Below are 20,024 nucleotides of genomic sequence, written 5' to 3' on the forward strand. Positions count from 1 at the left end.
TCATTCACAACGCCCACCGCATCGAGCTTAAGGGCGACAGCCTGCGTCGTCGGGCCGACGATAGGACAGCAGCGTGACCACCGCGCGCCCGATCGCCCCACCGGCCCACAGGTCCCTCCCGCGCGCGCCGCTGCGCCGCTCGTGGGGGCACTCCGCGCCGCGCGCGGGGCCCTCCCATGGACCGCTGGACCGATCTCCGAACCCTCCCGCCCGTCTTGACCAGGAAGACCATTTCCAGCAGACATAAACACGTCAGTCGTGTTCGCCTCTGCAAGTGATCACCATCGTCTGGAATGAGTGATCGCGATCGCCTGGAACGACTGATCACCATCCGTGGAATACGCACTGACTCAAAGATGTGGGTAATCGTAAGCCTCCAGTCAGCACCCAACGAAAGACATTGGATTGCCCTTGCTATCCTGGACTTCGATCCGGTGGAGACCTTTGACCGCGACCTCGTCCATTATCGTTGCAACGGTATGATCGCCATCGCCTGCGAGGCGATTGACACAGGTCCTAACCAAGAAATGCGTAATTTGACGGCCGTCAGTCCAAGCGGCAGACCATCAAGCTCGAGTGATCAGGCTGCCGCAAACCGTGTGCTTCTTCTTTCTGTTCTTTGTCGCTCCTCTTTCATCAGCGTGGATCACTGTCAAAGTCAAAGCTGGATACCGCGCCCGGGATGAGCGCGTGGCGCCGAAGAACAGAAAGAAAATCGAGTGGAAGCTGATTACAGATCTGCCTTTTGGCTCCCGCACCGACGCCATTGAGAAGCTCGAATGGTATGCTTTGAGATCGAAGATCGAGGTATTCCACAAGATCCTCAAACCAGGCTGCAAAGCTGAGGAGTCGAAGCTTAGGCCCCCGCGTCTGACCAGTCTGATCTCGCTCTTTGGATCCTGAGTTGGGTGCTTAACCGTTCCGTTCCAGACGCGCTGGCGACCCTCTCGTTGACCGCGACCGAAATCGGCGTGCTCGATCGCCTCGTCAACGACAAACCCAAAGCGAGACAGAAGACGCTTTCACACTATGTCATCAAGATCGCCCGGCTCGGCGGATATCTCGCCCGTGCCAGCGATCCTCCTTCCGGCAATACGGTCAGGCGCGGGCTGTCTCACCGACATCGCGTTAGGCGCCTTGGTCGGAGCAGAATCTGTGGACAATTGAAAGCTTCGCCGGATGCTTACGTGATTGCCCACGCCAACTTACAACAGCGTCGGCTCGCACATGCAGGGCGGAAAAAGCGACTGACGGGCCCTCCGACTCGACTAAGCACTCCCCTGAAGTCGACGCCTATCCTCTCTTCGGGCATCGATCGCTTCGGAAAGCCGAACGAAATAGGTCCTGTGTGCACTCAGAGCAAAGGCGCTTTCATGTGCTGTTGAAATTCGGCTTCCGCTTTTCCGCGAGAGCACAAACGCCCTCTTGATGATCTGCAGACAACTCTGTTCTAATCAGGTTTTTTGCTTCGAAGTCCATCGATTCCTGAAATTTTGCCGTTAGGGCGTGATCTAGGTTGTCCTTCATGAGCCCGTACGCAAACGTCGGCCCCTCCGCAAGCAAGGCGGCAAGCGCAAGGGAATTGTCCTGCAACTCTCCGGCAGGCACAACACGATTGACTAGCCCAATCTTCTCCGCCCGCTGCATGTCTATGCGCTCTGAAAGAAACATGAGCTCACACGCGCGGGATATGCCGACAAGGCGCGTCAGGAGCCACGCGATTCCGCAATCCCCAGAAAGAGCGACCCGCGCATAAGCCGTTATGAAAACAGCGGACCCCGCCGCGATCCGAAGATCGCATGCTAGGGCGAGCGCCAGGCCCGCTCCGGCTGCTGCACCCGGAATGGCTGCTATGGTAGGCTTACGCACGGCGATTAAAGCGCCCCAGACCATTTGTTGACTTGCGCGCAAATCGGCCACGCGGTCCTCGAAAGTCAGATCCGCCATGGCGGTCTTGGCCATATTCTTGACGTCGCCGCCAGCGCAGAACGCACCACCTGCGCCGGTAAGAAGAATCGAGCCAATTTCCGGATCTTTGTCGAACTGTCTTAGCAACTTTCCCAATGCGGAGCTCAAGTTCTTTGACAGAGCATTGCGGGACTCTGGCCTGTTGAGCGTGAGCACAGCAACACGGCCACGCGTCTCGGCTAACAATTCATCGGTACCAGAGTCAACTTTCGTTTTCTGAGGCATATGGTCCCGTCCTGACATAAAGAAGATCGCACCAGGTGACGCTGGCCGGCGTGAGCGTTTGGCGCAACCCTTCATGTGCATGGTTGATATTTCGGGTTGCTGGAGGTGCCTATCGGACCGATGCCGGCCAATAGGACGGCCGGGGCCTTTGGCTTCGTGAACGCCAATTGATCGGATAAGGGGCGCAAAAGTTGATTGCTCGATCCCCTTGATATTTCAGCTTAGTGCCCTCCGGCAGCCAGATAATATCGCCGAGCTTTGCCTCTAATACCTTGTTATAGTTTTCGCCCGTAACAACCCTCATGTTGCCACCGAGGGCGACAGAAGCCTGATCATATTTTGTTGTCCAATCCACAGAGGCGCCATCGAAAGTCGCAACAGTAGCGCCAAGTGTCTTGCTGATGGCTGGACCGATCAAGCTACATGTAGATGAATAACCGCCCTCGTGAACTCGCATTTGGTAATAAACCATGTCTCCCGCCACAAAGTGCATCACTTCAGTTGACGGTGACTCATCAGTCACAGGCCCGCGCGTCTCCCAGTCGACAGGGTATCTTCCGTAAAACACCTTCGCTTTTTCACCCTCGTACTTTAAACTTGTGCCTTTCGGTAGCCAAATTACGTCGCCGAAGCTCGCTTCGATCACGCGGCTATAATTCTCCTCGGTTCGAATTCGGAACAATCCGTCCAGCACGACAACGACTTCATCGTAGTTGATCTTTCGCTCAATAGAACAACCTTCGTAGGTAGCGATTCCCGCGCAAATCGACTTGCTAATCTCTGGTCCAATAACTTGACATTGAGATGCATACCCACCTGCCTCGGGATGAATTTGTGAAAAGACCATATCCTTGCTTTTTATTACGAGCGGTTCGGCCATCATCTTTCTCCTTTCGTGATCTGCTTTCGAAGCAGCCTTCTCATGCGGTCTTTGACTGATTGCGGATAGATGTTTGATTTTTATCGCGAGATGATTGTTGAACGAAGCCGGAGCTCAGAGATGCCGCTAACGATTCTCTGCCCCAAACCTTTGACAATTCACCTGAAGCAGGGCGGCAGTTGTGCGTGGACCACGTCTGGACCTGACGGATGGCGGAGTTCCGCCAGGAATCAGCCCGGCCGCTAATCGCTATGGAATTCATGCTGCGCGCCATGCCAGCCAACGCTCCTGGACGTGCTCTGCATTGGTCTTTCCGTCCGAGCGCTTCTGGACCAGCCAATCCGTATCCTCGGGAATGATCTTGGCAGCATTCTCCGGATTAATGCTGAGGAGCGGAATCAACCCGGCTGGCAAATGCTTGAGCTGATTTGTATTGGGCCCCGGATAACCGGTACCCTGCGTCCAGCCGGCGGCAATTTCCGCGCGATTCAAGAAGGCGAAGAACTTTTGCGCATTCGTTGTGTTCGCCCCCCCCTTCAAAATCACGGCGTAGCTACGGGTCAGCCAAGCCCCATCCCAAATACCTTTGATCGGCGCGCCTCCTCGGATCGCGGCGGTCAGACGGCCGTCGAAGGTGCTGGTCATCGCGTATTCACCATTGATCAGGAGTTGAGGCGCCTCCCCACCGGCCGTCCACCACTTCACAACGTGCGGTTTGATTTCATTAAGCTTTTCAAATGCGCGATCGATCTTTTCGTCGGTGAGCGGCCACACATCTTTGTGTGCTATGCCCGTAGAGAGGAGCGCATGCGGGATAGTATGCTTACCGAGGGGAGCCTCGAGTCCGCGCGGGCCCGGGAACTTTTTGTGGTCCCAGAAGTCCACCCAGTTTTGCGGGCCGCCCTTGGGAAATGCACGTTCATCGTAAGCAAGTACTCCAGCGGTTTGATGAATCACAACTGCGTCCTCAAGACGAGCGTGCTGGGGAGTGCCCTCGAGCGACTCTTGATCCCAGAGACTATAATCGATTGGCACGAACATCCCAGCTTCGTGCATTGCTGGATAGCTCTGCGGCACCAGATAGCCAATGTCCCAATCAACGCGACCCGCCTGGTGCATCGCCCTGATCTGGGGCTCGGCGAAATCGGCAACCACATCTACGACTCTGATTCCTGTTGCCTTTGTGAAAGGCTCATAGACATATCGCCGAACGCTTTCGGTGAAAGAGCCACCATAGCTGTAAACAACGACTTCGCCACTGCCAGCCAGCTTTTCGTCCGCCCAAGCCTTAGTGGCCTTGGCGACAAATGGGACGCTTAAGCCCATCGTGGTGGACTGAAGTAGCGAGCGGCGGCTCAGGCCGCGAAATGAATATGTATCCTGTTTGGTCACGACGTTCTCCCTCCTTATGTCATTTATTCCGCCAGCGACGGCGGCTGCGATCAACCTCTGGGCGGCGAGGGCTGCGAAACACTTTTGCTGTTGTGCAGCAGCTTACTCTTGCTCGCCATCGAATTGATCTCTCACATTCAAAGAACTTCGTTTGAACCCGACTGATCCTCACCTGGCATTACCCAGATTCGCTTAAGCGATCTGTACCTCGACCAAATAAGGTCCGGGCGTCGCAAGTCCGCGCGCCACCTCGATATTGAAGTCATCCATCGTGGTCACCCGGGCCGCCGCCACACCCATACTTTTTGCCAATCCGGTAAAATCGATGTCAGGTCGGCTGAGATCGAGCATATCCAAAGCCTTGCGCCCGACATTTTGCGCGCCCACCTTGGTCAGTTCATCTCTGAGGCAAGCGTATGATCTGTTATTGAACAACACCGTCGTAATGTTGAGGCCCTCACGCACCTGGGTCCACAATGATTGGATGGCGTACATCGCGCTGCCATCCGCCTGCAGGTTGAGCACAGGTCTATTCGGGCAGGCAATCGCAGCGCCTGTGGCCATGGGCATGCCAAGTCCAATCGATCCGCCCATGTTCTGGAGCCAAGTATGTGGCTGCGAATTCCAGGTCGCAGCGAAAAAGCCCGCGCCAGTCGAGATCGATTCATCGACCACGATCGCGTTTTCGGGAATCAACGCGCCGAGTGACTGCGAGAGGCTGGCGCCGGTAATTGCCCCAATGGCTAACGACGGCGGCACCAGGTTCGCGGCCTGACTCGGAACTGATTGAGCATCCAATTCGTCCGCAAGTTTCTCGAGCGCATCCAATGCGTCTTCTTCACCACGCGCAAGCGTCAAAAAGTCGGTGTCCTCGGAAGCCATCAAGCTTGGCTTGTCGGGGTAGGCAAAGAAGGCCACCGGGATGCGGCTACCCACCAGGACAAGATGCTTAAGTCCCGCAAGTGTCGCACGCGCCTGGTCGACTGGGTACGGAAGGCGATCGACCGGAACGCGGCCGGCGCCACGCTCAATCCGGCCAACAAATGTTTGCGCCATGATTTTCGCGCCTGTTTTGGCACATATGCGCCCTGCCAGATCAAGGCCGCGCTGCCGGAGCGCAAGTCCCCCCAGCAGGACCATCGCGGGCTCGCCGGAATGGAGTGCCTTGGCAACATCCTTGATGCGATCCTGCGAAACCCGTACTCTTTTGGGTACTTCGGCCACAGCAGCGGGGCCACCGCCTTCATTCCAGGCGGTATCGGCCGGAAGAATGAGGGTTGCGACCTGACCGGGTGCGGTGCGCGCCGCCGCGATGGCCGCGGCGCCATCAGCCGCAACACGCGTTGCATTAGGAGAGGTACGGACCCAGCCAGAAAACGGCTTCGCTGCACCTTCAATATCTGACGTGAGCGGTGCATCATAGTTGAGATGGTAGGTTGCGTGATCTCCCACGATATTTACGATCGGGCTGGACGCCTTGGTGGCGTTATGCAGATTGGCGAGGCCATTCGCCAAGCCTGGGCCAAGGTGTAAAAGAGTGGCGGCCGGCTTTTCGGCCATACGTGCATAACCGTCCGCAGCGCCGGTAGCTATTCCCTCGAAGAGCACGAGCACGCAGCGCATACCATCGACGCGGTCGAGGGCCGCTACAAAGTGCATCTCGGAGGTGCCTGGATTTGCAAAGCAGGTATCCACGCCTCCGGCAACGAGCGTACGAACCAGACTTTCAGCGCCGTTCATTGGATAGGTTCCTCGTGTTACTTACATCGCGCCGCCGCGAATCACATCGTTAGATCGCGGGCAGAGCGATAAAAAGAGACGGCTGCGAAAGCCCCGCGGGGCGGGCGCCAGATTGCAAACCAGGACCAAGGTTCGATGCGGCTAATCGGGCGAGTTAATCTGTCAGGATTGTTGCGTCGTTCGCAACCCAAGAGGCTACGCAGGGATCGCCCACCTCCATGGAATGGTCCGATACGTTCAGCACCTTCGATAGCAGTTGCAATCCCGTTTCGCTCCGGAATTCCAGGATCGTCGCATCGCCAACGAACGTCATGCCGCTGATGCGCCCCTGAATTCCGCCGGATGAACCAGCGCTCGCTTCCAGACGCAAATGTTCTGGGCGCACGCACAGAGTCGCATCCCTATCCGCATCCTGCCACGGCGGAGAGGGCAGGCTTTCGCCCGCAGGACCGTGCACGATGCCGGACTTGAGCTTAACAGGGATGAGATTGACCTCACCAACGAAGCCCGCCACGAACAAATCGGCCGGCCTGCGATAAATGTCCTTCGGCGCCGAGACTTGGCGGATCCGGCCCTCGTGCATCACCGCGACACGGTCGGACATAGCAAGCGCCTCATCCTGGTCGTGCGTGACGTAGATCATCGTCTTGCCGACCTCCTTGTGTAACGTCTTGATCTCGTTCCTGAGATGCTCGCGCAGCTTCTTGTCTAGCGCGCCCAAGGGTTCGTCGAGCAGAAGAACTGGCGGATCGAAAACCAGTGCCCGCGCGATCGCCACTCGCTGCTGCTGACCGCCGGACATTTGGTGGGGGTAGCGGGAGGCCAAGGCACCGAGATGCACCTGATCGAGGATGCGATGCACCCTGGTTTCGATCTCCGCCTTTGCCATACGCCGCATCCGAAGCGGATACGCAACGTTCTCCGCGACTGTCATGTGCGGAAAGAGTGCATAGTTCTGGAATATCACGCCAAGTTCTCGACGATGAGGCGGCAGACGCGTGATATCCTTCTCGCCCAACAGAACCCGACCGCTGTCCGGCATCTCGAAGCCGGCGATCATCATCAGGGTCGTTGTCTTTCCCGATCCGCTGGGCCCCAACAAGGAGATGAACTCTCCAGGGGATACGGAAAGACTGACATCGTCAACGGCCATCGCGCTGCCGTAACGCTTCTGCAAGTTATGCAGCGTAATGCCTGCGGTTGTCACGTCAGTTCCGTTCACGGTCGCTTTCATCAACATTTCAGCTCCCTAGGGAATTCGTCATTGGTTTTCGTTTGACCTTCCGACCCAGCCAGGGCCGTCAGGTCTTTTTTTGCCGTCTCAGCAGGGTACCGACGACGATCACGATCGTCGCAAACAGCATCTGCAGCGTGGCTACGGCAGCAATGGTGGGACTGATGTCCTGCCGGATTCCTTCCCACATGCGCATCGGCAAGGTCGTGATCTTTCCGATGCCAAGGAACAGCACGTAGACAACGTCGTCGAACGAGGCCAGGAACGCAAAGAAACTAGCAACAATGAGCGCCGGTAGGACTAGCGGCGCGACGATTGTGCGCATGGTGGCCCAGGGCCCGGCACCAAGGCTGCGGGCCGCACGTTCGTAGCTCGGATTAAGGTCGCGCAAATTGGCAACCACAATCACCACCACGTAGGGGATGGCGTGAACCGCGTGACCAAGTGCCAGGCCGAACTCGGTGCCCTGCAGACCCCACCGCGCCAGCAAGAAATAGGTCGCGACGGCCACGATAACAGTCGGCATAATAATCGGTGACAGCAAGAGAGCGATCATAGCTCCACGACCTGGCATGGCGCCGCGCGACAGACCGAAGGCAAGCATGGCGCCCAGCGCAGTTGCCATGGCAACCGCCATCAACGCAATGCGGATGCTAGTGAAGGTCGCGCGCACCCACAGCGTGTCGAAAAGAAAGGCTTCGTAGTTGCGCAGCGAGTAACCTGGCAACGGAAAGACAAAGTAGGACGAGGCGCTGAACGACAAATACGCAACGATCAGTACCGGCAGCAGGAGAAGTACAGCCAGACAGCTTGCCAGGATCGGGACACTTCGACCTCTCATCGAAGGAAGCCAGCGATCAAGAGCGTTTGCCGCGGAGCCGATCCGCATTAACATTTTGGCGCCCAACTGGCGGCGAGTAACGCTTAACCCAAGCTTGCCGTCGGAGAATCCCAGCAGCTGCTCAATGGGGAAGAAGCGCGAGCCAATCCACAATAAGCTCAGGACGGCGAGCAGGAGGACAACGGAAAGCGCAGCGCCGAAATTCCAATTGAGTTGCTCCAGGATCTGCGAGCTGATCGCCATGGTGATCATGACGTCTGACAGCCCACCCATCAACGCAGGTGTGATGTAGAAACCGAGACAATAGATGAAGACGAGCAGAATCCCGGCAATCAGGCCCGGTAGGCTGAGCGGTAGAAAGATGGTGAGGAAGGCGGCGAGCGGGCTCGCTCCATTCGCCTTCGCAGCGCGCATAAGTTTTGGATCAATGCTAGACATGACCGTGTACATCGGCAGGATCATCATCGGCATCACAATGTGGGTCATGCCGAGGATCACACCGAATCGGTTGTAGAGCAGCGGGATGGGTTGGGACACCCAGCCGAGCTCCAGCAGGAACTGGTTAACGACGCCATTGCGCCCAAGAAGAACAATCCAGGCGAAGGTCCGTGCCAAAGTGCTGGTGAAATAGGGCAGCACGACCCCGATGAGCAAAAAGGTGCGCAACACCATTCCGCCCGTCGTGAGCGCGTAGGCGATGGGATAGCTAAGCACGAAGGCGAGCGCAGTCACTGTCACGCTGATCTCCAGCGTGTTACGCATCACGGTCAGATAGACAGGGGTGTCGCCGATGCGCGAAAAATTCGCGAGAGTCCAATTTGGCATCCCGAACGCAAGCAACAGAAGCCCCGTGAGCGGCACGACAAAGAGCACCACGAGGAAGACGCTTCCAGGCAGCAATAGCCAGGCCCAGGGCGTGGGCCAAGGTCGCGAGGATTGCGCTCGACCTTTGATTGCCATTGAACTCATTGTGCCCGCCATGCCAGCCAGCGCTCCTGGAGATAATCTACATTGGTCTTGCCGTCAGGGCGCTTGGCGGCGAGCCAAGCATCATCCTGAGCCACGAGCTGGGATGCATTGTCCTCGGTAATGCTGAGAAGCGGAACGAGATCTGCCGGCAGATGTTGGAGCTGATTCACATTGGGCCCTGTAAGGTTTGTGCCCATCGTGAATGCTGCGGCATTCTGAGCCCGGTTCAGGAATGCAACCAGCTTTTGTGCGTTTCCGCTGTTAGGAGCCCCTTTGAGCACGGTCCAATAGACATAGACCAGATTTCCACCGCTCCACACCATGCGGATAGGCGCTCCCTGGCGAATGGCCGATACCGCACGACCATCGTAGCAGCTCGTCATCACGAACTCCCGATTGATCAACGCTTGAACAGGCTCGCCTCCCGCCGTCCACCATTTCGCGACATTCGGCTTGATTTCCGAGAGCTTCTTAAGAGCCCTCTCGACCTTGTCATCGGTCAGTGGCCAACGATCCGAATTTGGCACACCGTCAGCTGCGAGTGCCAAGACCATATGCCTAGCGACACTGCTGAGGCCGCGCGGCCCCGGGAAAGCCTTGACGTTCCAAAAATCGGCCCAGTTTTGCGGCCCTCCCTTCGGGAAGGAACGTTCATCATAAGCGAGCAACGTCGTCGAACGGAATGCAACCACCGCGTCGCTGAGGCGAGCACTTTGCGGTGCCCCCTTGAGTGCTTCATCATCCCACAAACCGTAGTCAATGGGCTGAAACAAACCAGCATCATGCATCGTCGGGTAATTCTGCCCGTCAATCAAGGCGACATCCCAATCGACGCGCCCGGCGCGGGTCATCGCCCTCACTTGAGGTTCGGCAATGTCAGCGGTCACGTCGACCACAGCAATGCCCGTCGCCTTTGTGAAGGGCTCATAAACGTACTTTCTCACCGCCTGCGTGTAGGATCCGCCGTAGCTGAAGACGACAACTTCCCCGCTGCCAGCAAGCCTTTCCTGCGCCCAGGCTGCAGTAGCCCTCGCAACGAACGGCACGCTCAGTAAAGCCGCAGCCGACTCGACGAATGAGCGCCGGGTCAGGCCACGATGTAAACCGCCAACACGATCCTTCATTATCATGGCACTCCTACTCTAACTGACACAGCCCTACATCGTTTGCCGAAACCATTTACACCGTCAAAGGCCATAATGACGCGCAAAAACGGCAAGTAAGCGTCGCATCGCGAGGAAAAACCGCAACTAGCGGCTTTACCTGTCTACAATTTCACCATCCAATGGGATACTATCGTAGAGCCCTACATGCACTCCACGCCCGTCTCTTAACCAAGACGTTTGCGATGCTGCTGTTAGGCGGCAACTCCGCTATCAGGCGACGCCGGCGCAGCCGCAAACCGCGGTACGCGATGATCGCTCCCCAAAAACCCGGCAAGCACGACCATCACGATGCCGAAGCTACCCGGGGCGTACTATTGAGCGGTTCGGCAGCCCGTCCTTCGCGACGTCAGCCCTCTCCTTCCAGCTGTAACAAACCTGACGAAGATCAGCGAATTGGAGCGACGGTCGATTTGAGATCGGAATACAGGAACCGGTTTAAATTGCCGATTCCTTCGTAAGCTCGTCCATCACCTGCTTTGTCGCGCGATAGGCGAGTTCAACGATTTCATCCACCTCGTGTTCGGAAACGACGAGAGGCGGAGCAAAACCTAGAATGTCGCCATGCGGCATTGCTCGCGCGATAAGTCCCCTATCGCGCGCCGCCTTGGAGATGCGGGCGCCCACCTTGAGCTGCGGATCAAAACGTCGTTTCGTCTGGCGATCAGCGACGAACTCTACGGCACCGAGTAGGCCTACGCCTCTTACTTCCCCGACAATCTCCAGCTGTGCAAACCGCTCCTTGAGCCGCTTCAAGAAATGCGCGCCCACGGTTCTCGCCCGTTCACTTAGTTGCTCCTTCTCCACAATATCGAGGACCGCGTTAGCAGCTGCGGCCGCGATCGGATGGCCGGAATAAGTATAGCCGTGGGAGAATGCGCCGACACGATCCGCCGCTTCTTCCATGACTGCATAGACCCTCTCGCCAACGATTGCCGCCGAGAGTGGCATGTAACCGGAGGTCAGCCCCTTGGCCACTGTTACAAGGTCGGGCTCCATTCCATAAAGAGTGCTGCCGAACTTAGCGCCGGTGCGACCGAATCCACAAATCACTTCATCTGCGATCAAAAGAACGTCGTAGCGTCGCAGCACCGCTTGAATTTCACGCCAATAACCGTCGGGCGGCGGCGTGATCCCTCCTGTACCCAGCACCGGCTCAGCAATAAAGGCGCCGATCGTTTCCGGCCCCTCACGCACGATCATCTCTTCTAGCTCAGCCGCACGTCGACGAGAGAAAGCCTCTTCCGTTTCACCTAGCTCGGCACCCCAGTAGTGGTGGGGTGCGCCTGTGTGCAAGATACCCGGAAAGGGCAGGTCCATATGATCATGGTAGAACGACATACCGGTCATCGAGCCGGAAACGACTGAGCAGCCATGGTAACCGCGCTCGCGCGAGATAATCTTCTTCTTTTTGGGCTGACCGCGCAAGTTATTGTAATACCAGACAAGCTTAGCCTGGGTCTCGTTGGCATCTGATCCGGATAGCCCGTAGAAGACTTTGCTTGGTTTGCCAGGCGCCATTCGCACGAGGCGATCCGACAGAATAGCCAGCTCGTCGGTCGTGTGGGCAGCATATGTATGGTAGTAGGCCAATTTGTAGGCCTGCCGCGCAATCGCCTCGGCCACCTCGGTCCGGCCGTACCCAATATTGACGCAGTAAAGACCAGCAAAGCCATCGATGTAGCTATGTCCCTTGGCGTCTTCGATGCGAATACCCTTCCCGCCGGTGACGATTGTCGGATCACCAATTTTGCCGGCGGCAAACTCCTTAAGCTGGGTGAAGGGGTGCAGAACAGTCGCGCGATCTTTTTCGGCGATCGTCTTGATATCGTTCATACCATTTCTCCTAATCCACCAGATCGCCGAAGCAAACGTATTTCAGTTCCATGTATTCCTGAATGCCATGTCGCGAACCTTCGCGACCGAGGCCGGATTGCTTCCAACCTCCAAACGGAATTGGCGGCCCAGTGAATGACGCCGTATTGATGCCGACCATTCCGTACTCGATGTTCTCGGAAAGTCGTAGCGCTCGTCGCAAGCTGTCGGTGTAGACGTAGGCGGCCAAGCCCATTTCACTGCAATTGGCTCGGGCCAGGACCTCCTCCTCGGTGTCGAACGGAAGTACTGCAGCCACCGGGCCGAATGTCTCCTCGCTCGAAATGAGCATGTCGTCAGTGACATCGCTCAGCAATGCTGGACAGACGAAGTTCTGCCCGAAGGCGTGGTCTTGCTTCCCGGAAATAACCCGCGCCCCTTTTGCCACCGCGTCATTGATGTGAGCCCTGCACTTTTCGGCCACGGACGATTTCGTCATCGGACCGATATCAGTCGCAGTCTCAAGGCCATGACCAACTCTGAGCCGCGTGATTGCCGCAGAAAACTTCTCGACAAAGGCATTATAAATGCCCCTCTGTACGTAGATTCGATTAGCCGCCAAGCAGTCCTGCCCCGACGTGGCAAACTTTGCGGCCATCGTACCTTTGACGGCCTTATCGAGATCGACATCATCAAAGATAATAAAGGGGGCATGCCCTCCGAGCTCGAGAGAGACCTTCTTTACCGTCTGCGCCGCTCCCTCCAGTAGCAAACGACCAACTTCTGTAGACCCCGTGAACGAAAGGGCTCGCACCCTTGCATCCCGCAACAGCGGCTTTGAGAGCTCGATTGGATTGCCGACGAGCACTTGAAACACACCGGGCGGAACTCCAGCCTCTTCAGCCAACCTCGCCAGGGCAAGTGCCGAGAGCGGCGTCTCGGGCGCAGGCTTCACGATAACCGGGCAGCCAGCCGCCATGGCGGCCCCGGCCTTTCGCGTAATCATGGCGACAGGAAAATTCCAAGGAGTGATTGCCGCCGCAACACCAACGGGCTGCATTCTTACCTGAAGCACACTTCCAGGCTTGTGGCTTGGGATCGTCTCACCATAAGCGCGCTCTCCCTCTGCGGCAAACCACTGGAAAAATCCCGCACCATATCCAATTTCAGACCTTGCTTCCGCGAGCGGCTTACCCTGCTCGCAAGTTAGGAGGACGGCAAGTTCCTCCGCATGGGCGAGCATTAACGAGGCCCAAGTCCTCAGAATTTCGCCCCGCCCCTCTGGCAGCAGCTCTCGCCATTGAGCAAAAGATCGCTGCGCTGCGTCGATCGCAAGATTCATATCTGCGGCGCTGCAACGAGCAACTTCGGCGATCACTTCGCCAGTTGCCGGATCGACGACAACGTCTTTTTGGTCACCCCCAATCCAGCGCCCATCGATCAGAGCTGTCCCCGCGACAAAATCTCGACGGCGCAGACTTTCGAGATGCCCTTTAGCTAGTCCGACTAGAGGCGGACTTTTGGGCCGGGCAGCTTGGAAAACCATTTCGAAGTCCTTGGCGGTCATCTTGTTGAAATTCTGCTGACAATCAGGATACTAATGTCAGAGACAGATTTGCGTCGCTTTTAACCGTCGCCTGGACGCTTTCCTGCAGGACCTTGCCACTTTGCAGCGGAATTCACCTGGAGCCCGACTTATGCAATACGACCGAACAGACGCCCGCATCCTGGAGATTGTGCAGAAGAACAATCGCCTGACATCTGAGATCATCGGCGAACTTGCTGGGCTTTCTGCTACTGCATGCCAACGACGCTTGAAGAGGCTCCGCTGTGACGGCATCATCGAGGCCGACGTCTCGATTGTGTCGGCAAAGGCGGTGGGAAGGCCTATTCAGATGCTCGTACTCGTAAGTCTCGAGCGTGAGCGCGCAGACATCATCGACAGGTTCAAGAAGGCGATTAAGTCGTCGGCTGAGGTCGTCAACGGATTCTACGTCACTGGGGACGCTGACTTCGTCCTTTATCTTACGGCGCGGACCATGGAAGACTACGAACAGTTCACCCGACGTTTCTTCTACGAGAATCCTGACATCAAAGGGTTCAAGACAATGGTCGTCATGGATCGCGTAAAGGCTGGTTTTGCGATCCCGGTAGAGGCCCCTCACGAGGATTGAAGTTGCTATCTTTGCACCGTTGTTCTAAGGCTTTGCGCTTTTTTTCATCGCTCATCCGGGCATAACGCGAGAAACGAGCACAAGCGCTCTTGTAAGATCTGGTGATGCTAATTCGCCCTGAGGTAGAGGAGCGTCGTTGCTCCAACACCGGCATTGCAGCCCAGTGAACCGATGCCGCGGACGTTTGAGAGCAAACGCGAAGTCGTGATGACAGGATCGAATATGAGTGCATTGCGGGAGCAATGTTCAAGCTGTCAGAGATTTCCAATCAGAGCGCGACAAATTATTCCTAGATCTGGATATTATGCTTATGGGTTGGGACAGAAGCAGCGAACTCAAAAACGGAATGGGCACGCAACACGAGTTTCGGATGTTGAGGGCGGGCCAGAACCGCTCGTCCAATCTGACTTCAGCGTTCCGCGGCAAATACTCAGCTCTGTCAGGTTGCTGCGCACGGTCTGTGAATCCAAATGACGACTCCTTCCGATCTCCAGACTCCCAGCGCCGATGGAATTACTGCGCCGCTGCGTTACCCCACTTTCCGGCGGATTTGGCTGGCGAGCCTGCTATCGAACCTCGGTATACTTATCCAAGGCGTCGGCGCGGCTTGGGCCATGACAGAGATGACGTCGTCAGCCGATAAAGTCGCGCTGGTGCAGACAGCCTTGTTGCTTCCTGTCATGTTGATCGCTATGCCGGCCGGCGCCATCGCCGACATGTATGATCGTCGAATTGTGACACTGATTGCGCTCTCGATCACGCTCTGCGGCGCGACAGCGTTGACTGCTCTCGATTGGTCGGGCCTTACCACACCGAATCTGCTGCTAGTGCTTTGCTTTGTGGTCGGCGGCGGCATGGCATTGATGGGACCAGCCTGGAGTTCCTCGGTCAGCGAGCAGGTTCCGGCGAAGATGCTGCCAGCGGCGATTGCCTTGAATGGCATTAGCTACAACATCGCGCGTAGCTTCGGGCCCGCGGTCGGAGGAATTGTTGTTGCGACAGCAGGCGCGGGCGCGGCCTTTGCAATCAACGCATTCCTCTATCTACCTCTGACAGTGGCGCTGTTCCTCTGGAAACGTGTCGCGGAGCCGTCGCGGCTGCCGCGCGAAAACCTGAGCCGCGCCATTGTCTCAGGCGTGCGCTACATCGCCAATTCGCCTTCGATCAAGATCGTGGTAGCTCGCACCATGATAACCGGCCTCGTCGGAAGCGGACTCCAAGCGTTAATGCCGATCGTCGCTCGCGACCTGTTGCACGGGGGCGCTCAAATTTACGGCGTCATGCTAGGTGCTTTCGGGTTGGGCGCAGTAGTCGGGGCTCTTAACATCAGCGAGATGCGCAGGCGTATGAGCGGCGAGGCTGCAGTTCGTGCTTGCACACTGTCGATGAGCGGCGCGATCGCGGCGGTCGCGCTCAGTCACAATGCGATCTTGACAGCCGCCGCGCTGGTTTTGGCGGGCGCCGTATGGACGATAGTGTGGACGCTGTTCAACATTGGCGTGCAGCTCTCCGCCCCGCGCTGGGTTGCGGGCCGCTCGCTTGCGGCTTGGCAAGCTTCGTTCTCCGGAGGCCTTGCAATTGGCAGTTGGGGCTGGGGCCGTCTCACCGATGTTGTCGGTGTCGATATCACACTGCTCATCTCGGCCGCACTGATGCTGCTTTTACCGCTTCTTGGGCGCTGGCTGTGCATGCCGCCTATCACCGAGCGCGGAGAGGACGCCGAGATGCTTGCCGATCCCAAGGTGCGACTTCCGTTGACCTACCGCAGCGGCCCACTGGTGGTTGAGCTCGAATATCGCGTGGCCTCGGAAAATGCGCGAGCCTTCCACAACGTCATGCAGGATGTGCAACTCTACCGGCAACGCAACGGCGCCTATGGTTGGTCAATCGCCCGTGATATCGCCGACCCCGAGCTATGGACCGAGCGCTATCACTGCCCGACATGGCTCGATTATTTGCGCCAACGCAACCGCTGGACTCAGTCGGAGCGTGCGTTAGATGAGCAGGCGACGGCTTTCCATATCGGGCCGGAGCCCGTTCGTATTCGACGCATGCTGGAGCGCCCGTTCGGATCGGTACGCTGGAAGGAGGATGTGCCCGATCGCGCCGCGAGCGCGCTCTAGCTGCTGCCCGCAGGAGGTCACGTCCATCCACGACATTGCGCTTCATACGATTGAGCGGGAGGACGCTTTCCACTTCGTCGCCATTCCCGAGCGACGCATGATCCGCTTTCCTTATCGGGGGAGCCTGATCCACGCGCCGACAGCTGCCCTAGTCTATCAATTCTTGCGGCGCGTAACTCGCACCCGCGATTTGGCACAACCAGTCGTCGCTTGGAAGTAAACGGTGCTTTAAGCTGTCATCTGGCATGCCAGCTCTATCCGAACGTGCCGCGCTAAGAGGCTCCCTTAAGCTTGCCGAGGGCCAAACCGTCGAGGCATGTGGCGAAGACCCCGGAGGCGGTGAAGGTGTTGCTCGTAGGCGCTCGATTTTCTCGAGAGCAACGTGATCGAGCTGCGAGCGGGGGGCCGCCCACTGAGAGCCCCGACGCACGAACGCAATCGCAAGGAGTGAACCGGTCTCATCTATTACATCGCGCCGGCATTAGTTGAGGTCGCCAACGGCTCATCGCGATCACGTTCCCGTCACTTGTTGAAAGCATCCCTGAATCTGGATAGTCTCGGGCTATTTCCTGCGCTGCGAAGCGTTTTCGCGGTGAAATTCACCTCAAGGTTGGGGTCCGGTTATGCAGTACGATCGGATAGATGCCCGCATCCTCGAGATCGTGCAGAAAAACAACCGAGTAACTTCCGAGGAGGTCGGCGAACTGGCCGGCCTTTCTGCCACCGCGTGTCAGCGCCGACTGAAGAGGCTTCGTTCTGAAGGCATCATCGAGGCCGACATTTCGATCGTTTCGCCGAAGGCGGTAGGCAGACGTATTCAAATGCTTGTGCTTGTGAGCCTGGAGCGAGAGCGCGCAGATATAATCGACAAATTCAAGAAGGCCGTTAAATCATCAGTTGAAGTCGTCAACGGTTTCTACGTCACCGGCGATGCGGACTTTGTCCTTTACGTTACCGCTCGCACCATGGAGGATTACGAGGAGTTCACCAGGAGATTCTTCTACGTGAACCCCGATATAAAGGGATTCAAGACGATGGTCGTGTTAGATCGGATAAAGGCGGGCTTTGCCGTACCGATCGAGTCTCCCTCCGAGGACTGACAGAGGTTTCAGGTTTTAGCAAAGCGAGCCGCCTCACGATCGTGGTTGCTACCGCGATTACCCATATAGACTTCCGCTGAATGTGTTGTCCGCTAGATCGCCGAGCCAGATGTTTCTCTGCCGCCCGTTGACGAGGCGCTGACCATTTTCGATTGATTTCGAAATCCTGAAGCCGACTCGGCAAGGGGGGACACGCGAACAGAGCGAGCGGTGTGCTCGATGTACCTCGATAAACAGCACACAAGTTCAAACAATCTCGCGAGAAAAGCTTCAAAGTCGCAGTTGCTGCGAGTTTGGCGAGATTCTCGCATAAAAACTGCAGGATACGCTGGCGAACGCCGCCAATCCTCAAGCAAAAATGAGTATGCGATGTTTGCTTGCACGAGTTGACGACGTTTCGTGCAGGATTGGGGTTGCCATCGAGTTCATCTACTCACAGCGCTCCTATTGGTGCCCTTCGGGGCGTTTCCTCCCTGACTCGGCCGCGCGGTGTCTCGCGCGGCCCTTTTCCGCTATCGGCGGAAGTCCGGGTCGCTCGGATTCGATAGCCGCCAGGAGTAACGGGATGACCCCGACCGCCGCCGCACGAGCTAAGCAAGGTCCCTCCATGCTGCCCGACCGTCTGAAGGACCCGGCGCTTCTGCGGGAGGCCTGCTACATTGACGGCGCCTGGGTCGGCCCGCCCAGCTTTTCGGTGAATAATCCGGCGACCGGCATGGAGCTCGCCAAGGTGCCGCAGCTCTCCGCCGACGACTGCACGAGAGCCGTGGAAGCTGCTGAACGTGCGTTCCCCACATGGGCTAAGCACACAGCCAAGCAACGCTCCAACATTCTGCGCAAATGGTACGAACTGATCGTCGCCAATCGCGAGGATCTCGCGCTAATCCTGACCTCGGAGCAGGGCAAGCCGCTCTCCGAGGCGCTTGGCGAGGTCGATATCGGTGGCGCCTATGTCGAGTTCTTTGCCGAAGAGGCGCGCCGCATCTATGGCGAAACGATACCCTCGCCGCGCCTGGATGCAAGATTGCTTGCGATAAAACAGCCGATTGGCGTCTGCGGCGCAATCACGCCGTGGAATTTTCCCAACTCGATGATCACCCGCAAGGTCTCGCCGGCGCTCGCCGCAGGCTGCACCGTGGTGCTAAAGCCGGCCAGCGAAACGCCACTCTCGACACTGGCGCTTGTCGGGCTCGCTGAGAAGGCCGGTGTGCCCAAGGGTGTCTTCAACGTCATCACCGGAGATTCGCGGTCGATCGGCAAGGTCTTCTGCGAACACCCGGCCGTGCGTTTCGTCGGCTTCACCGGGTCGACCGAGGTCGGAAAAATTCTCTATCGCCAAGCCTCCGTCGGCGTGAAGAAGCTCGGCCTCGAACTCGGCGGAAACGCGCCTTTCGTGGTGTTTGACGACGCTGACATCGAGGCCGCGGTCGAAGGCGCCATGGTCTCGAAATACCGCAACATGGGCCAGACCTGCGTCTGCGCTAACCGCATCTACGCACAGGCAGGAATCTACGACGAATTCGTGCAGAAGCTGTCCAAGGAGGTTGCGGCGATGAAGATCGGCGACGGGACAGAACAAGGCGTGGTACAGGGGGCCGCTGATCAACATGGAGGCGGTCGACAAGATCGAGCGGCATATCGCGGACGCTGTTAAGCGCGGCGCCAAGGTCGTGACCGGCGGCAAGCGACATGCGCTGGGACGCTCGTTTTTCGAGCCGACCGTGCTCGCCGACGTCACGCCGGACTCGTTGGTGTCACAGGAGGAGACATTCGGTCCGCTTGCGCCGGTAATCCGCTTCAAGGACGAGGCCGACGTGATCGCGATGTGCAACGCTTCGCCCTTCGGTCTCGCCTCCTATTTGTACTCCCGCATCTGGGCCGCGTCTGGCGCGTGGCGGAGGCACTGGAGTCGGGCATGGTCGGCGTCAACACCGGCCTGATCACCACCGAAGTCGCGCCATTCGGCGGCGTCAAGGAAAGCGGCCTTGGCCGCGAAGGTTCCCGCCACGGCATGGAAGAATATGTCGAGATCAAATATGTGATGATGGCGGGGCTTTGACCGAAGGGATCTATCGGCGGTCGAGCCCGAGCCTTGCGATGACCATGTTTGGGCTTTCGGGGTCAGAGTTCCTGACGGCCTCCTTTAAATGGGAATTCCCGGAAGCCTTACCTACTTTCTCCTGGTGAACGGGTCCGCTTTGTCGGCCATACCACCTAGGATCTTTGCGTGTCTCTCACGAGTTTCTCCTCCTCTCCCCGCTGTCATGAATATCGTCAGAACCAATCATCGGGAACGAGCGAGGATGTCACGTTGGTGCCGGCAATATGATATCGTCGATCAGCCGAGTTGAGCCGGCTAAGCAGCGACGCAGAGTGCGGCCGTAGTCCGCAAAGGGCTTT

13 protein-coding genes and 2 pseudogenes are annotated in these 20,024 nt (G+C 57.6%); 6 read left to right on the plus strand and 9 right to left on the minus strand.

From position 1 onward, the window contains the following. Positions 1-576 precede the first annotated feature (576 nt). Positions 577-903: a hypothetical protein gene (locus GA0061098_RS45745; RefSeq protein WP_208610730.1), complete on the plus strand. Its 327-nt coding sequence runs from the start codon at positions 577-579 to the stop codon at positions 901-903. Positions 904-1,371: 468 nt separating this feature from the next. On the opposite strand, the gene GA0061098_RS39530 is transcribed toward GA0061098_RS45745, so the two are convergent. From GA0061098_RS39530 to GA0061098_RS39570, 9 genes are all read right to left on the minus strand, one after another. Continuing rightward, positions 1,372-2,193: an enoyl-CoA hydratase-related protein gene (locus GA0061098_RS39530; RefSeq protein WP_091966953.1), complete on the minus strand. Its 822-nt coding sequence runs from the start codon at positions 2,191-2,193 to the stop codon at positions 1,372-1,374. 109 nt (positions 2,194-2,302) lie between these two features. Beyond that, positions 2,303-3,073: a cupin domain-containing protein gene (locus GA0061098_RS39535; RefSeq protein ID WP_165637908.1), complete on the minus strand. Its 771-nt coding sequence runs from the start codon at positions 3,071-3,073 to the stop codon at positions 2,303-2,305. 258 nt (positions 3,074-3,331) lie between these two features. After that, positions 3,332-4,465 carry an ABC transporter substrate-binding protein gene (locus GA0061098_RS39540; RefSeq protein ID WP_129591066.1) on the minus strand — a complete coding sequence of 378 codons (1,134 nt, stop codon included), beginning with the start codon at positions 4,463-4,465 and terminating at the stop codon, positions 3,332-3,334. Positions 4,466-4,657: 192 nt separating this feature from the next. After that, entirely contained in the window at positions 4,658-6,205 is a 1,548-nt protein-coding gene (locus GA0061098_RS39545; RefSeq protein ID WP_091966958.1) for an acetolactate synthase large subunit, read from the minus strand. A gap of 154 nt (positions 6,206-6,359) precedes the next feature. Next, the gene (locus GA0061098_RS39550) at positions 6,360-7,445 is read right to left on the minus strand and encodes an ABC transporter ATP-binding protein (RefSeq protein WP_245323908.1); all 1,086 of its coding nucleotides are present in this window, start codon (positions 7,443-7,445) and stop codon (positions 6,360-6,362) included. Positions 7,446-7,506: 61 nt separating this feature from the next. Continuing rightward, on the minus strand, positions 7,507-9,261 hold the full coding sequence (locus tag GA0061098_RS39555) for an ABC transporter permease subunit (protein ID WP_091966960.1): 1,755 nt from the start codon (positions 9,259-9,261) through the stop codon (positions 7,507-7,509). Then, positions 9,246-10,373 carry an ABC transporter substrate-binding protein gene (locus GA0061098_RS39560; RefSeq protein ID WP_165637909.1) on the minus strand — a complete coding sequence of 376 codons (1,128 nt, stop codon included), beginning with the start codon at positions 10,371-10,373 and terminating at the stop codon, positions 9,246-9,248. Before GA0061098_RS39560 ends, GA0061098_RS39555 begins: the two co-directional genes overlap by 16 nt. 477 nt (positions 10,374-10,850) lie before the next feature. Beyond that, positions 10,851-12,248, minus strand: a complete 1,398-nt coding sequence (locus GA0061098_RS39565) for an aminotransferase (RefSeq protein ID WP_091966964.1) — start codon at positions 12,246-12,248, stop codon at positions 10,851-10,853. A gap of 10 nt (positions 12,249-12,258) precedes the next feature. Further along, positions 12,259-13,773: an NAD-dependent succinate-semialdehyde dehydrogenase gene (locus tag GA0061098_RS39570; RefSeq protein ID WP_091966996.1), complete on the minus strand. Its 1,515-nt coding sequence runs from the start codon at positions 13,771-13,773 to the stop codon at positions 12,259-12,261. Between the two features lie 151 nt (positions 13,774-13,924). On the opposite strand from GA0061098_RS39570, the gene GA0061098_RS39575 reads away from it, so the two are divergent. The 5 genes and pseudogenes from GA0061098_RS39575 (at position 13,925) to GA0061098_RS39595 (ending at position 19,683) form a co-directional block, all read left to right on the plus strand. Continuing rightward, positions 13,925-14,401 carry an Lrp/AsnC family transcriptional regulator gene (locus GA0061098_RS39575; protein ID WP_091966966.1) on the plus strand — a complete coding sequence of 159 codons (477 nt, stop codon included), beginning with the start codon at positions 13,925-13,927 and terminating at the stop codon, positions 14,399-14,401. 470 nt (positions 14,402-14,871) lie between these two features. Further along, complete coding sequence (locus tag GA0061098_RS39580) at positions 14,872-16,524, plus strand: MFS transporter (RefSeq protein ID WP_091966968.1); 1,653 nt, start codon at positions 14,872-14,874, stop codon at positions 16,522-16,524. A 7-nt stretch (positions 16,525-16,531) separates the two neighbouring features. Next, positions 16,532-16,744, plus strand: a pseudogene (locus GA0061098_RS46610) (NUDIX hydrolase); the annotation flags it as partial. Positions 16,745-17,147: 403 nt separating this feature from the next. Further along, positions 17,148-17,624, plus strand: coding sequence for an Lrp/AsnC family transcriptional regulator (locus GA0061098_RS39590; protein WP_091966972.1), 477 nt, complete (start codon positions 17,148-17,150; stop codon positions 17,622-17,624). 565 nt (positions 17,625-18,189) lie between these two features. Beyond that, positions 18,190-19,683, plus strand: a pseudogene (locus tag GA0061098_RS39595) (NAD-dependent succinate-semialdehyde dehydrogenase). Positions 19,684-20,024 lie beyond the last annotated feature (341 nt).

Origin of the sequence: Bradyrhizobium shewense (assembly GCF_900094605.1) — a bacterium.
GTDB lineage: Bacteria > Pseudomonadota > Alphaproteobacteria > Rhizobiales > Xanthobacteraceae > Bradyrhizobium > Bradyrhizobium shewense.